Below are 13,652 nucleotides of genomic sequence, written 5' to 3' on the forward strand. Positions count from 1 at the left end.
GGTGCGGATCGTCACCGAGAACCTGAGCAAGACCTACGGCGGCGGGGTCGTCGCGCTCGACCACGTGTCGCTGGACCTCGGTCCCGGCATGGTGGGCCTGCTCGGTTCCAACGGGGCCGGCAAGACGACCCTCATGCGCATCCTGGTCGGGGTCGTCCGCCCCACCGGCGGGCGCGCCTCGCTGGGCGGACGCGATATCACCGACCGGCGCCGGCGCCGCGACCTGCAACGCGTCCTCGGCTACCTGCCGCAGGAACTCGCGCTCTACCCGGAGCTGACCGCGCAGGAGTTCGTCGAGTACATCGGGCTGCTCAAGGGCCTGTCCGCCCGGCGCCGCCGGGAGGAGGCGCGGCGGCTGCTGGACCTGGTCGGCCTCGCCGCGTTCGCGGACCGCCGCGTCCGCGGGCTCTCCGGCGGCATGTGCCGCCGGGTCGGCATCGCGCAGGCGCTGCTCGGCGACCCGGAGCTGCTCATCGTGGACGAGCCGACCGCCGGGCTCGACCCCGAGGAGCGCATCCGATTCCGGTCGCTGCTGGCGGAACTGGGCGGCGACCGGACGGTCCTGCTGTCCACGCACATTCTGGAGGACGTCGCGCAGACCTGCCCGCAGCTCGTCGTGCTGGACCACGGGCGCGTGCTCTTCCAGGGGTTGACCGCCGACCTCCTGGAGACCGTGCGAGGCCGCGTCTTCCTCGTGCCCGCCGACGGGCTCGAACCGCCCGGCAGCCTCGTCCTCGGTACCGTCGCCGCGGCGTACGGGCAGGCCAAACGGGTCGTGACCAGCGCGCCGGGCGACTCCGCCGAACCCGTCCCGGTGTCCCTCGAAGACGCCTACGCCTACCTGCTGCACTCCTCGCGGACGGGACAGCGCGCCGGGAGCGGCATCAGATGACGGCCGTCCCCCGCCACCGTTTCGGCCGCCTGGACGAGGACGTGCGCCAGGCCCTGTCGGCACATCCGCCCGAGGGCACCGTCGGAGTCGGTCAGGTGGGGCCTGCGAAGGAACTGGACATCCGCGACGTCGGTGAGCGCGCCCTGCTGTGGTGCACCCAGCGGCTCCCGTTCTTCGACCCGCGGCGCCGCCGCCCGCCCGCCGACCCGGACGCGTTCCCCGAAGGGCCGCTGCTGGAACTGGTCATCCTGTGCCGGCTCTCGGCCGAGCGCGGCGGGTTCGGCGCCGTGACGAGGCTGGAGACCGACCGGTCGCTGGACCTGGCCGCCGCCGTCCTCGCCGGACCGGCCTGCCAGGAGCGGTTCGCCCGCGTCCACTCCCTGTTCCCGTACTACGCCGCGCTCGCGATCCTGCTGGAGCGGACGGGCCGGACCCCCGTCCCGCATCTGAACTCCTACCTGCGCGACCGGGTGGCCGCGGCCGGCGGCTCCACCCACGCGCTGGCCCGGACGGCGGCCGGGCTGCTGGAACTGCGGTACTACCTCGACCTCGGCGCGGTCGAGCACCTGCTGCCACCGGTGAGCGACCTGATCGGCCGCTCGCTGCTCGCGGAGCGGCTCAGCCTCTGCCACCTGTCCGACCTGGACGCCTACGCGATCACGCATGTCATCTTCGCCGTGACCGACATGGGTGCGCGCCCCTACCCGCGCGGCGAGACGATGGGGAACGCGCGCGCTCTCGTACGGCTCCTCCTCGCCGAGTACGTGGCGTGGCGCAACTGGGACCTGACCGCCGAGCTGTTGCTGTGCTGGCGCGCGCTCGGCCTCCCCCCGGACGGCCTCACCGACCTCGCCTGGCGCTGCCTCCAGGGCGACCAGCGCCCAGACGGCCTCGTCCCCGGCCCGCACCACGACCCCCGGGACGGCGGGGGACCCGGCCAGATCTTCGCCACCTGTTACCACACCACCCTCGTGACGGCCATGGCCGCGATCGTGTGGGAGGCGCCCGATGCGTCCTGAGACGTTCGAACGCTCGGCCGCCTGGCTGGCCGGCCTGTTCGCGGACGAACCGACTCAGGACCCGTGGGCCGCGATGTACGGCCTGGCCGGGCTGGGTCTCTGTTCGGCGCCGGCGACCGTCCTGAAGAACGCCGCCGCGCGCTGCGCCGATCTCCTCGCCCACGTGGACCTCACGTCGTACGACCCGACGCTCGTCCGGCTCACCCACTGCACGCTGGAAGCCCTCGGCTTCCCCGCCCTCAGCCCTCCGGTCGCGGTGCCACCACCCCCCGAATGGCCCGCCGACACCGACCCGTACGACCTGCTGACCAAGGGACCGGACGAGCTCCGGGACTGCTGCGACGCGATCAGCGCCGTCACCGGCTTCGGAGCGGATCCGCTCCAGGTTCCGACGGCCTTTCGCGAACCGGCCGCCGCGCTGGTGCTGCCCGCCCTGGCCATCCGGGCGCTGCGCTGCGCCGACCTGGAGCTGGGCGCGCTCCTCCTGCGGACCACGGGCTACCTCGATCACCCCATACCGGCCGAACCGGTGGGGTTTCTCGCCGCTCGCCAGTGGCCGGACGGCCGCTTTGGCGACTTCCACGGACTCGCCGAACGGACAGGAATCCCGGAGCTCCGGCTCTACCTGCCCGTCACGGTCGGATGCCTGTGGACGTTGGCGGAGGCATGTACACCCGGATACCGCCTCATGGAGGGTTGACGATGGATCCCGCGCAGCGCGTACTGTCCCTGGCACTTGGATACCGGGGGACGGCGCTGGTCGGCACGGCCGTCCGGCTGGGCGTCCCCGACCTGATCACGCCTCCGGGCGCGACACCGGACGGGCTCGCCCGCCGCACCGGCACCGACCCGATTCGGATGAGGCAGTTCCTGGACGCGTTGGCGGCCATCGGGATCGTCCATTCCGTCCCCGGCGGCCTGTACTCACTGACCGAGGAGGGGCGGCTGCTGACCACCTCGGCGGACAACCCCCTGCGGCACATCGCGCGGGTGGCGGCCGAGATGTCCGCGCCCGCCGCCACCGCCCTCGCCGAGGGCATGAGCGGCGCGAGCCCATTTGAGAAGCACTTCGGGACCCACTTGTACAACCGTCTCAACGAACGTCCGGATCTGGCGTCGGCGTACGGCCACGCCATTCCGGCACCGGGCCTGTTCGACGCGGTCGCCACCGCCTACGACTTCTCCGGAAAACGTGTCATCGATCTGGGTGGCGGTCTCGGTGACCTGTTGGACCGAATCCTTGTCAAGCACACCACGGCGCGTGGCACGCTGGTGGAACTGGAGGCGACGCTCAACGCGACTCCCAGCCCGCAGGGGATCGAGCGGGTCGGCGCGGACATTCGCACATGGGTGCCGCCGGGCGGGGACGTCTACATACTGTGCCGTGTCCTGGCGAACTGGGACGACGAGACGGCCGCGAAGATCCTTCGTAACTGCCAGGCGGCCCTGAACGAACACGGGCACCTGCTCATCATCGAAATGGTTCCGCTGCCGGGGGAGACGGAGCACGCCCTGGGCGACCTGGATCTGCTCCTGCATTTCGGCGGACGGCTCCGTCCGCTGGCCGAATGGCACGACCTCTTTGCCGCCGCCGGCCTTCCGGTGCCCGAGGCGACAAAACTCCCGGCCGGCTGGACGATCCTCCAGAGCCGATCAGCGGCACTTGCGTCGGGAGAAATCACAGGCGTGCCGGGACGGGGTTCCGGCACGCCTCTGGGTGAGCCTCACCCATAGAGCGGGTGACGGCTCACGGGAGCCTTGCGGCTACGTGATCGGACACTCCCAGGTGCACTTCCAGGTCTCCGGTCCGACGACCCCGTCCACCTTCAGCCTCTTCTCCTTCTGGAAGGCCACGCAGACGGCTTCGGACTTCGGGCCGTACCAGTTGTCGACCTTGATCTTCCAGCCGCGCTTGTGCATCTGGGTCTGCCAGGTGCGCACGTCGTTGTTCTTGCCCTCCATCGGCGGCGGCTGCTTGAGGTAGCGACCGGGCCAGGGCGGCGCCGTGGTTTTTGCTGAGGTGACTTCAGGCTCAGCCATATCAAATCCCTCCTCGACGGGAACGGGTGCTTCTCCCTCAGAATCCACAATGCCGCGTTAATGCCGCAACGCCCGTCAGGGAAGGTTCGAGCAAAGAGGTCGCCTCTGCATTTTACCGAGGCGGTGAGATGAAAATTCAATGGCATCCACGAACCGCTGTCAGGCTCGGCGTGCCGTGTCGGCGAGCCCGCCGGAGTTCGGTAGCGGAGCCGGTGGTTCCGTGGGTCCGCGCACCCCCTCCAGAACGGCCTGCCCCTGCCTGTCGACGAACTTCGTGAACAGCTCCTGCGAATATCCGAGGATCACGGCCCAGGCGATGATCTGGGCCGGCGAGTCGAGCGCGCTGAGTCCCGGGATGAACGCGCCGCGCATCAGCAGCAGCCCGAGGACCGCGGTCAGCGCGCCGGTGGGCAGCTTCAGCACGGCGAGGGCGACCGGGATGCCGAAGGGCGTGGAGGTCCCCCTGACCTTCCGCAACGCCGAGGCCGCGGCGATGCTCGCCGCGGTCATACCCACGATCTCGACGATGATGTAGTCGCTCCGTTCGGCGATCCTGCCGGTCTCGGCCCCGACCTGGTCCGCCGGCATGGGCGGCGCCGACCTGGTGGGACACACGATGCCGACCCCGTCCTGCATCGTGGTGCCGCCGGACGGCGTGAAGCACAGGGGAACGGACGCCTTCCAGATCGCCGACAGGGCGGCGATGGAGACCGCCAGGCAGAACAGGGCGGCGGCCATCCACCGGACGATGCGGGCGAAGCTCTCGGCGCGCAGCTTCTCCAGCAGGGCGCTCTCCCGGGCCGCGTCCACGCCCTTGATGATGACCTGCAGCTGTGGGGCGGACAGGTCGAACCGGCCCTGCGCCGCCGCGGTGTCCAGGTCGCCCCCGACCTTCTCGGCGGCGACCCGCCGCGGGTCGGTGGCCGCCAGATGCTTCGTGACCAGCTCGAACATGCTCGGCAGGTGCGCCCGGAGTTCGTCGGGGGTCAGGGTCTTCATCCAGAGGGACCGGGCCGAGTTCAGATGCAGCTGCGCGGTCGTCACATGGGACGCCGTCGGGCCCCGGCGGTGCGTGTCGAAATCGATGACGCTCAGCGCGCTCTGGAGCGCGCCCCGCGCGCCTTCCAGCAGGCGTTCGTCTTCTCCGGCCTTGCGCAGCCGGGCCGCTTTGGAGTCCAGTTGGCAGGTCAGCTCGCGCGCATTGGCGCGGATCTCCTCACAGAGCACCCAGGAGTTCCGCTCACGCATCCATTCATCGATCCTGGAGAGGATCGGAATTCCATATGCCCATCGTCTCATGCGGCCAGAGCCCTTCAGGCGCGCCACCTGACGCTCCTCTAGACTATTGGCGATCCGAACCCAGAAGAATCATGGGGCGGCATAATTTGCCCCACGATCCCGAAGGAAAACTCAAAGGAAACATGGGCGGGCGAGAAAGCCCCGCTCAGCTCGTCCGCGGCCGGTCGCGTACTCGCGCGGGCGGGACACTGCGCGGGCTGGATACCGACGGGCCCTCGGCTCTCACAGCCGGCCCGGGCACTCACCGTGGGAGGTGAGGGGGCTCAGCGGCGGGCGAGCTGCCGTTCGCCCGCGGCGCCGGGCCGGTAGGCCAGGCCGTAGTGCCGGAAGATCGCTTCCTCGTCCTCGGCGGGCAGGACGTCGTCGGTGCCGATCGGCGGGCTCTGCTTGACCAGCGACTTGTCGTAGGCGATCCGCACATACCCCGGCCCGGCGACCGCGCCGTCCAGGGGAACGAAGACCAGCCGGTGCCGCGTGGGCAGGCCGATCTGGACGGTGGCCATGGCGGGTTCATCGGTGCTGGTGGCCACGTAGATCGCCTCCAGCATGCCGATCTTGTGCCCGCCGGAGTCGACCACGGGCTGGGCGCGCCACTCACGGATGTCGGCAATCTCGATCACGGGTATCCCCTTCCCTCCACGCCGCCGCCGGAACCTCTGCCCAGCGTCCGGCGCGGGACGGTCCTTCAGCGCCAGGTCCTGGCTTCCGGGACAGACCGGCCTTCGCCGGCCTGCTCGTCCCATTCGTCCCACACCTGGGTGCGAGCCGAGCCGTCCCAGTTCGGAGCATGCCCCCTGGTGGGGCCACGGTGCGGGGCCGCACCCGGGAACGGCGCGGCGACATGGGCGACCGGCTCGTCCAGCCGGGGCTTGAGGGATCTGAAGCGTTCCTCGGCCTCCGCGACGCCCATGTCCAGCACGGCGGCGATCTGCTCCCAGCCCATGGCCGCCGCCTGCGCGGTGTCCAGCAGGCGCGCCTCGGTCTGGTCCATCTCCAGGCGAACCGCTCCCAGCAGCACCAGCGCCGCCGCCACCTGGAGCGGCTCCGGTTGGACGCCGGTGCCGGACCGGGCAGCCTCGGAGGCGGCGATGACGGCGCTGATGGCGGCTCTGTCGGGCATGGGATGCCTCCTGGCCTCCCACATCACCGCATCCACTCCGGTGGCGTGAAGAGGCGTCAGGTGGGCGCGGGCGGCGCGCACCTGCGCGGGCAGCGGAGCCGGCAGGCCCATCAGCCGGCCGGCCGGCGGGCACCGGCCGGAGGGCGCTCTGACGCGGGGGCCGGTGCCGGTGGACTGTTGGGTGCTCATCGGATGGGTGCTCATCGGATCCTCTACAGGCGGTGAACGGGCTACTGGTGGCTCGGGATCCGCCTGGTCGGCGGGGCGCGCGGACGGGCGCCGGGGTATCGGCACGGCCCTGCGGTAATGAGCCGGCAACTACCACCTAAGCCCACTTCCGGGTAGGCGGGAAACCGTTGATCGTGACAAAGCTCATCACCAGGGCCGATCACGAGAACGCCGGATGGTGGGACCATGCAGAGATTCGGCTGAATTTCCCGCCGATGACGGGTCAACAGCCGGCGCCCCATTCTTCCCAGACTGGGTTATCCGTGCCTCTGGGACGTATCCCCTCAAAGGCGAAAAGGTGCGCGGCCGAGCGTGGGCGCGGCCATAGTGATGGCCCACATGGAGGCAGGCCCTTCGCCCCGGGCCGCGGGGCGGGCGGTCCGGAGTGAAGGGCCTTGGTCGGGGTGGGACTTCAGATCAGTGCCGTCGCCGCGGCTCCGCGGCGCTACCGCGGAGCTGGTCGATCCAGGCGGTTCCGGTGACCAGCGTGAGCAGGATTCCGCCGGCCAGCATGGTCGCCACCGCCATGACCAGCGCCATCAGTAGCGTGCTCTGGATCAGGAACACGACGAACACGATCGTCGTGAACATCACGAGGGTGGCGGGCCAGCCCCACTTCGTCAGGGGAGGAGTGGGCAGCCGCCGCGCTCGGGCCGGCGGTGAGGCGGCACGTCGCGTCCGCCGGACCGGCGGGGGATCCGCGGCGCCGGAGCCGTCACTCTGGTGTGTGCGATGCAGGATCGGCATGACGCCCCCTTTGGGGGTTCGAGCCGGTGTGGCGGGCCAACCTCAGGATGGGGATGTCGTCATTGCCGGATATCTCAAATACTACGCGTATTTGCGTTAGATATCCATGAATATTGCAAACAATTTCGCGGAGTGAGCCCTGAATAGGTGCGCTTGCCCGCGGGCCGAGGACTTCCCATGAGACGGTTCGATCAGCCGGGGAGTGATCCCGGTCAGCAGGGAAATGTACCGAGGTGCTCGACCCGGGGGGACCAGATGAGCGGTGAGACGGACGACCGGCCGGACACGAACCGTGATCCTCTGGTCGAGGCGATGAACTCGGGGGTCCTCGCCATCGACGAGTCCGGCCGGATCACGGCGTGGAACCCACGGGCCCGACAGCTTCTCGGCTACACGCGGGACGACGTGCTGGGAAGGTCGCTGCACCGGCTCCTCCTCCGGGACGACCAGGGGCGCGTCCCGCGGGAACGCGACAGCCGCCTCATGCGCGCGCTGCGCACGGGCATCCCCGACCGTGGGGACGGCGAGAGGTTCGCCCACCGCGACGGTCGGCTGGTGATGTGCTCCTGGTCGTCGGCGCCGATCTACACCGGCGAGCCGGCCGGCGGTGGACGCAAGGCGGGGGCGGTGGCCGGGGCCGTCATCGTCCTACAGGACGCCGCCGAGCGGTTCAGGGCCGAGCGTGAGCAGCGGGAACGGATGGGCGAGGCACGGCGGGCCCAGTCCCGCCTGGCGCTGGTGGCCGAGATCACCACGGTGCTGTCGTCCACGCTGAACGAGGAGGAGGTGCTGCGGCGGCTGGTCCGGCTCGTGGTGCCCGCGCTCGGGGACTGGGCGGAGGTCGACCTGCTGGTCTCCGACGGCCGCGTCGAGCGGGTCACCGCGACGCACCGCGACCTCTCCGCCGCCGATCTCGCCGATCTCGCCCGGCTGGAGGGTCCGCTTCCGCCGCTTCCCCGGATCCCGCGCGGGCCGCTGGCCCAGGTGCTGCGCGGGGGCGCGACGGTCGTCGTCAGCGGCGACACCGGTGCCTACGCCGACGAACCGCTGGCAGCGGCCCAGTACGAGCTCTTCCGGGTCATGGACGCCCAGAGCGCGATCATCACGCCGCTGGCGGCCCGGGGCGAGACCTACGGCGCGCTGACCCTGGGGTACTCGCGCCCCGGGCAGGGCTACGGGCCGGAAGACAGGCTCGTCGTCGAGGACGTCGCGCGCCGCACCGGTCTCGTCCTGGCCAATGCCCGCCTTTTCGCGGCGCAGCGCAACACGGCCGAGGCCATGCAGCGCAGCCTGCTCACCCCGCTGCCCCAGCCAGGGGACCTGCAGTTGCAGGCCCGGTACGTGCCCGCGACCAAGGCCAGCTGGGTCGGCGGCGACTGGTACGACGCCTTCCTGCTGCCCGATGGGGCGACCGGCCTGGTCCTGGGGGACATCGTGGGCCATGACCTGCACGCCGCGGCCCGGATGGCCCAGGTCCGCAACATGCTCAGGGCGCTGGCCTGGGATCTGGCCACGCCGCCCAGCATCGTGCTGGAACGCCTGGACGGCGTGATGGCCGCGGTCAGCGACACCGAGATGGCCACCGCCGTGTACGCCCTCGTCGACGGGGACGCCGGCGAGGGATGGAGACTGCGCTGGTGCAACGCGGGCCATCCACCGCCACTGCTGATCACCCGTGACGGCGCCACGCTCTTCCTGGAGGAGCACGGAATGCTGCTCGGCAGCCCCGAGCTCACCGGCACGCGCCCCGACGGCACACACGTCCTCCCGCCGCTGTCCACCCTCCTGCTCTACAGCGACGGACTCATCGAGACCCGCGGTGCCGACCTGACCGACCGCCTCACCGGTCTCCGCCGCCATGGCGCTCATCTGGCCCAGCTCCCGCTGCCCGACCTGTGCGACCAACTCCTCCTGCGCATGGATCCCAGCGGCGAGGACGACGTCGCGCTCCTCGCCGTCCGCGTCCCCGGCTGAAGGCGCAGGCGGGGCGCACGGCGCCCGACGGTTATCGGTCTCGCTGATGAACCATGCTCAGATCGGCCGTTTCGACGACCCGAACGTCGAGCTTGACTGGCGGGGGACGGATTCGCGCCTGGGCACCGGGCGTGGTCGCCCCGGGCCGGCCACGTACTGGCCTGGATGGCCATCCCCCATCGGAGCGGAGTACCCATGACGACAAGCGTGCGCATCGACGATGCGTGCCGGCTCTCCCCAGGCCAGGACGATGCCCGGGGAGCCCGGCGAGGCAGCGACTACGCGATGCTGTCCCGCGAGGTCAGACAGGCCGGGCTGCTGGCCCGGCGCCCCGGCTACTACTGGGCGAAGATCGTGGGCAACCTTGTCCTGCTGGCCGCCGGCTGGGTCGCGTTCGTCCTGATCGGACAGTCATGGTGGCAACTCCTGGTGGCGGCGTTCCTGGCGGTCACGTTCACCCAGACGGCGTTCCTCGGGCACGATGCCGGCCATCAGCAGATAGCGCGTTCCAGGCGTGTCAATGAACTGCTCGGCCGCCTGCACGGCGACCTTCTGGTGGGGTTCAGCTACGAGTGGTGGACCTCCAAGCACAACCGGCACCACGCCCACCCCAACCAGGCCGGCCGTGACCCCGACATCGCCCCGGGAGCGATCGCCTTCACCCGCCCCGACGTCCGGGCCCGGCGCGGAGCCGGCGCGTGGCTGGCTCGCCACCAAGCCTGGCTCTTCTTCCCGATGCTGCTCCTGGAAGGGTTCCATCTGCATATTGCGGGGGCCCGTGCCCTTTTCAAGCGTGGCGCGAGCTCGCGCGAGAGCGTCTCCGGGTGGACTCGTCTGGCTGAGGGCGGTCTTCTCCTCGTTCATATCGCCGGATACCTCACCGTCCTGCTCTGGGTGCTCCCACCTCTCCAGGCCGCGGGTTTCCTGCTCCTTCAGCAGGGCCTGTTCGGGCTCTACCTGGGCTGTTCGTTCGCGCCCAACCACAAGGGCATGCCGATCTTCAGCAAGGACCAGAAGACCGACTTCCTGCGCCGGCAGGTGCTGACCGCGCGCAACATCCGCGGTGGTCCGGTCACCGACTTCGCGCTCGGCGGACTGAACTACCAGATCGAACACCATCTCTTCCCGTCCATGCCACGCCCCAACCTGCGACGCGCGAAGGCCCTCGTGCACGCCTTCTGCATTCGCCATGAGATCGCCTACTACGAGACGAGTCTCCCCGCCTCCTACGCACAGGTGCTGCGTCACCTGCACGCGGTCGGCGGCCCCCTGCGTCCGGAGCTGGAGTACTGATCCACGCTTGGTTCGGACGACTCGCACCAGGCGATCAATTGCGTCGCGGCACGCTTCCTCCGCCCTCCTGCGCCCCCCGCCGATTCCCCGGCCGTCCCGGGCGAACCCAGTGCGTTCAGACGATCATTACAGGGGCGATCGTGGTGAGCGCCTGGAGCAGTCCTGGCGGCCGGGGGCCGGGGGACGTGGCTCTCGCCGCCCGGTCAGACCTGGCGCTGATGGACATAGCACCATCGCCATGTCGATTCCGGCTCAAGGGCGCCGACGAGCGGGTGATCGGTTTCCTGGTAGTGCGCCCGGCCGTGCTGCTGGGGCGAGTCGTCGGAACACGCCACCCAGCCGCAGTTCAGGCAGACCCGTAGCCTCGTCCAGGTATCGCCGGCGGCCTGGCATGCCGGGCATCCGCCCGATCGCGGGGTCACCGGCCCCAACTCGTCGAGATGCCCGCAACGGGGCGCCGATCCGTTCAGGCTGATCGGGGTTGCGCTTGAGGACATGAGGTGATGGGCCCCGTCCCGGCTGGTGTCCATGGCAGGCCCTCCCTCTCTGTGATCGCCGTTCCTGCTCGGTGGTTGTCGGCCCTCATGATCGAGTGAATCGCGCCGGCGTTCCGTTGGAAACAGGCAAGCGGAGCGAAGCTCATCACCCGGACCCAACAACCGCGGGCTGGGCTGCGGGGCCCTCCTGCCCCGGCCGCGGACGAACGTATGCTCTGGGTTGAGAGCCCTTCAAGCTCAGGGACGGCTCCGGCCCCCTAACGCCCGGAACAGGCCGTCCCGGACGAGGCAGAAGCGGATTTTGCCGTTGGAGGGCGGCGACGTATACCGGGGGTGCCGGTTTGGAGCTGCGCCAGCTTCGCTATTTCGTGACCGTCGCCGAGGAACTGCACTTCGGGCGGGCGGCCGCCCGGGAGCACATCGTCCAGTCGGCGCTGAGCCAGCAGGTGCAGCGGCTGGAACGCGAGCTGGGCATCCGTTTGCTCGAACGCAGCACGCACCATGTCGCGCTGACCGCGGCCGGCGCGGCGTTCCTGGTCGAGGCACGGCAGATCCTGGCACACGTGGACCGGGCCGCCGATGTCGCCCGCGGCACCGCCGGCGCGGCCCCCGCCCTCCGGGTGGGGATCATCGACGCGAGCTACGACTCGATGCCCCAGATCCTGCACGAGGCGCAGGCGCGCCACCCCGGCCTGGTCATCCACCAGATCGAGGCAGGTGTGCCCGAGCAGTTCCAGCTGCTCACCGACGGCCGGCTCGATGTCGGAATCGGCCGCGCCGCCCTCGCCCCTCGCCAGATCGCCTCGCAGGTGTTCCGCCACGACCCCCTCGGCGTCCTGATCCCGTACGGGCATCGTTTCGCCGACATGGAGGCCGTGCCGGTCGCCGTCCTGGCGCGGGAGCCGCTGCTGCTCGCCGCGGAGGCCCAGGCCCCGGAGTTCAACCAGTTCACTGTCGAGCTGTGCCGCGCCGCCGGCTTCACCCCCACGGTCCATGAGGGGACGGTCGAGAGCATCCGGGCGGCCGCTGACCTCGTCGCGCAGGGGCGCTGCCTGTACTGCGTGCCGTCTTCCTGCATCAGCGCGCTTCCGGGCACCCTCTGGCGTCCGCTCGCCGACCCGGCCGCGCACTACCCGTGGTCGGTCCTCTGGCGCGCGGACAACGACTCCGACTATGTCGCCGCCATCGTCAACTGCGCGCGCACCATGGCGACGCGACTCGGCTGGCTCACCGGCCCGGACCGGCTCGTCCCGGATCACACCTCCACCGAGCGCGCGGCGGACTGACCGCCGAACGGGCGCTAGGTGCTGACGTGGACCGGACGCGGGCGCTCCTCTTCCTCGTTGCGGGGGTCGCTGAAGCGGGCCATGCCGGGGACCAGCAGGGTGGCCAGCGCGCTGGCGATGACCAGGAGGCCGGCGGTGTCGAGCACGGTGCGGGCGCCGAGGGCGTCCACCGCGACGGGGATGACCGCGAAGCCGACCGGGCTCATCCCGTAGGAAACCAGGAAGTCCAGCGACGAGATACGAGCCTGGAGCCGGGTGGGGACCTCGCGCTGGATCGCGGTGAACCAGGGGATGTTGAAGACCTCGATGCCGACCCCGCCGAGGGCGCAGGCGGCGATGATCGTCCAACTGTGGGAGGCGTGGGCGAGGGAGAGCGGGACGAGGCCGTAGCAGCCCAGCATGATCATGGCGGGCACGCCCACCCGCCGGGGCCGCCAGCGGCTCATCAGCAGGGCGCCCGCGATCGCGCCGGCCGAGTAGGCGCCGAGCGCGGCGCCGATCAGCGCGTTCGAGCCGAACCGCTGCTGGCTCACCACGGGCAACATCACGTACTTGGCCGCCTCGCCGAGGGCGAGCCAGAACACCAGGGCGGTGATGCCGGCGAGGAACCAGCGGTGGCGGCGCGCCTCCGCCAGCCCCTCCCGGAACTCCACCAGCATGGACGACCGGACGGCCGCGGCCGGCGACGACGGGCGCCCGGTGGCGACGGTCGCGGCCAGCAGGGCCGAGCCCAGCCAGAGGGCGGCGGCGATCGTCAGGGTGGCCCCCCGGCCGAACTGGGCGTAGAGCGCCACCGCCGCGGTCGGGCCGCCCACGAGCCAGATCCGCAGGCTGAGCGTGGTGGCGGCGTTGGCCTGGTGCAGCCGGTCCTCGTCGACGAGATCCGCGGTGAGGGCCTGGTAGGCGCTGCGGAAGGTGCCCTCGCCCGCGCCCGCGCAGCAGATCGCGGCGCAGACGGCGACGAGGGGCAGGCCGGCGGCGAGGCCGACCACCGCCGTGGCGCCGCCGCGGACCGCGCTGGAGACGGTCAGCACGACGGCGCGGGGATAACGGTCGGCGATGATCCCGCCGGGCAGGGACCCGAGGACGAACCCCAGCGTCCGCGCGCCCAGCACCAGGCCGAGCGCGGAGAGCCCGGCGGTGTCCAGGACGGCCAGCGTCAGGGCCGTCGGCATCATGCCGGTCGCCGCCGCCGAGGCGGAGTAGCTCAGCCACAGGCGGCGGAACGACCGCTCGCGGAGAACGGTGAGCATCCCG

14 protein-coding genes are annotated in these 13,652 nt (G+C 70.9%); 7 read left to right on the forward strand and 7 right to left on the reverse strand.

The window, feature by feature from the left end; all coding sequences use genetic code 11:
- Position 1 precedes the first annotated feature (1 nt).
- The 4 genes from AMA02S_RS32820 to AMA02S_RS32835 are packed head-to-tail and all read left to right on the forward strand — an operon-like array spanning position 2 to position 3,645.
- The gene (locus AMA02S_RS32820; protein WP_067466428.1) at positions 2–892 is read left to right on the forward strand and encodes an ATP-binding cassette domain-containing protein; all 891 of its coding nucleotides are present in this window, start codon (positions 2–4) and stop codon (positions 890–892) included.
- Positions 889–1,911 carry a DUF6895 family protein gene (locus tag AMA02S_RS32825; protein ID WP_067466431.1) on the forward strand — a complete coding sequence of 341 codons (1,023 nt, stop codon included), beginning with the start codon at positions 889–891 and terminating at the stop codon, positions 1,909–1,911. The genes AMA02S_RS32820 and AMA02S_RS32825 overlap by 4 nt, the downstream gene beginning before the upstream one ends.
- The gene (locus tag AMA02S_RS43080; protein WP_067466434.1) at positions 1,901–2,611 is read left to right on the forward strand and encodes a hypothetical protein; all 711 of its coding nucleotides are present in this window, start codon (positions 1,901–1,903) and stop codon (positions 2,609–2,611) included. Before AMA02S_RS32825 ends, AMA02S_RS43080 begins: the two co-directional genes overlap by 11 nt.
- Positions 2,612–2,613: 2 nt before the next feature.
- Positions 2,614–3,645, forward strand: a complete 1,032-nt coding sequence (locus AMA02S_RS32835; protein ID WP_067466437.1) for a methyltransferase — start codon at positions 2,614–2,616, stop codon at positions 3,643–3,645.
- 30 nt (positions 3,646–3,675) lie between these two features.
- Here AMA02S_RS32835 and AMA02S_RS32840 read toward each other — a convergent pair whose 3' ends face one another.
- From AMA02S_RS32840 to AMA02S_RS42375, 5 genes are all read right to left on the reverse strand, one after another.
- The gene (locus AMA02S_RS32840; RefSeq protein ID WP_084265857.1) at positions 3,676–3,951 is read right to left on the reverse strand and encodes a peptidoglycan-binding domain-containing protein; all 276 of its coding nucleotides are present in this window, start codon (positions 3,949–3,951) and stop codon (positions 3,676–3,678) included.
- Between the two features lie 159 nt (positions 3,952–4,110).
- Complete coding sequence (locus tag AMA02S_RS32845) at positions 4,111–5,199, reverse strand: hypothetical protein (RefSeq protein WP_067466443.1); 1,089 nt, start codon at positions 5,197–5,199, stop codon at positions 4,111–4,113.
- 314 nt (positions 5,200–5,513) lie between these two features.
- The gene (locus tag AMA02S_RS32850; protein ID WP_067466445.1) at positions 5,514–5,870 is read right to left on the reverse strand and encodes a PRC-barrel domain-containing protein; all 357 of its coding nucleotides are present in this window, start codon (positions 5,868–5,870) and stop codon (positions 5,514–5,516) included.
- A gap of 65 nt (positions 5,871–5,935) precedes the next feature.
- The gene (locus AMA02S_RS32855) at positions 5,936–6,559 is read right to left on the reverse strand and encodes a hypothetical protein (RefSeq protein WP_157430984.1); all 624 of its coding nucleotides are present in this window, start codon (positions 6,557–6,559) and stop codon (positions 5,936–5,938) included.
- A 456-nt stretch (positions 6,560–7,015) separates the two neighbouring features.
- Positions 7,016–7,345 (reverse strand): hypothetical protein, encoded by a 330-nt coding sequence (locus AMA02S_RS42375; protein ID WP_157430985.1) that lies wholly within the window; start codon positions 7,343–7,345, stop codon positions 7,016–7,018.
- A gap of 255 nt (positions 7,346–7,600) precedes the next feature.
- Between AMA02S_RS42375 and AMA02S_RS32860 the strand changes: the two genes are divergently transcribed.
- Positions 7,601–9,319 (forward strand): SpoIIE family protein phosphatase, encoded by a 1,719-nt coding sequence (locus AMA02S_RS32860; RefSeq protein WP_067466451.1) that lies wholly within the window; start codon positions 7,601–7,603, stop codon positions 9,317–9,319.
- Positions 9,320–9,514: 195 nt separating this feature from the next.
- On the forward strand, positions 9,515–10,612 hold the full coding sequence (locus tag AMA02S_RS32865; protein WP_084265859.1) for a fatty acid desaturase family protein: 1,098 nt from the start codon (positions 9,515–9,517) through the stop codon (positions 10,610–10,612).
- A 203-nt stretch (positions 10,613–10,815) separates the two neighbouring features.
- Here the strand turns inward: AMA02S_RS32865 and AMA02S_RS45170 are convergent, their stop codons facing one another.
- Positions 10,816–11,142: a UBP-type zinc finger domain-containing protein gene (locus AMA02S_RS45170; protein WP_218005200.1), complete on the reverse strand. Its 327-nt coding sequence runs from the start codon at positions 11,140–11,142 to the stop codon at positions 10,816–10,818.
- Positions 11,143–11,450: 308 nt separating this feature from the next.
- Here AMA02S_RS45170 and AMA02S_RS32870 point away from each other — a divergent pair, with 308 nt between their 5' ends.
- On the forward strand, positions 11,451–12,395 hold the full coding sequence (locus AMA02S_RS32870) for a LysR substrate-binding domain-containing protein (RefSeq protein ID WP_067466457.1): 945 nt from the start codon (positions 11,451–11,453) through the stop codon (positions 12,393–12,395).
- A gap of 14 nt (positions 12,396–12,409) precedes the next feature.
- On the opposite strand, the gene AMA02S_RS32875 is transcribed toward AMA02S_RS32870, so the two are convergent.
- Positions 12,410–13,648 (reverse strand): MFS transporter, encoded by a 1,239-nt coding sequence (locus AMA02S_RS32875; RefSeq protein WP_067466459.1) that lies wholly within the window; start codon positions 13,646–13,648, stop codon positions 12,410–12,412.
- Between the last annotated feature and the right edge of the window lie 4 nt (positions 13,649–13,652).

Origin of the sequence: Actinomadura macra NBRC 14102 (genome assembly GCF_001552215.1) — a bacterium.
Taxonomy (GTDB): Bacteria; Actinomycetota; Actinomycetes; order Streptosporangiales; family Streptosporangiaceae; genus Spirillospora; species Spirillospora macra.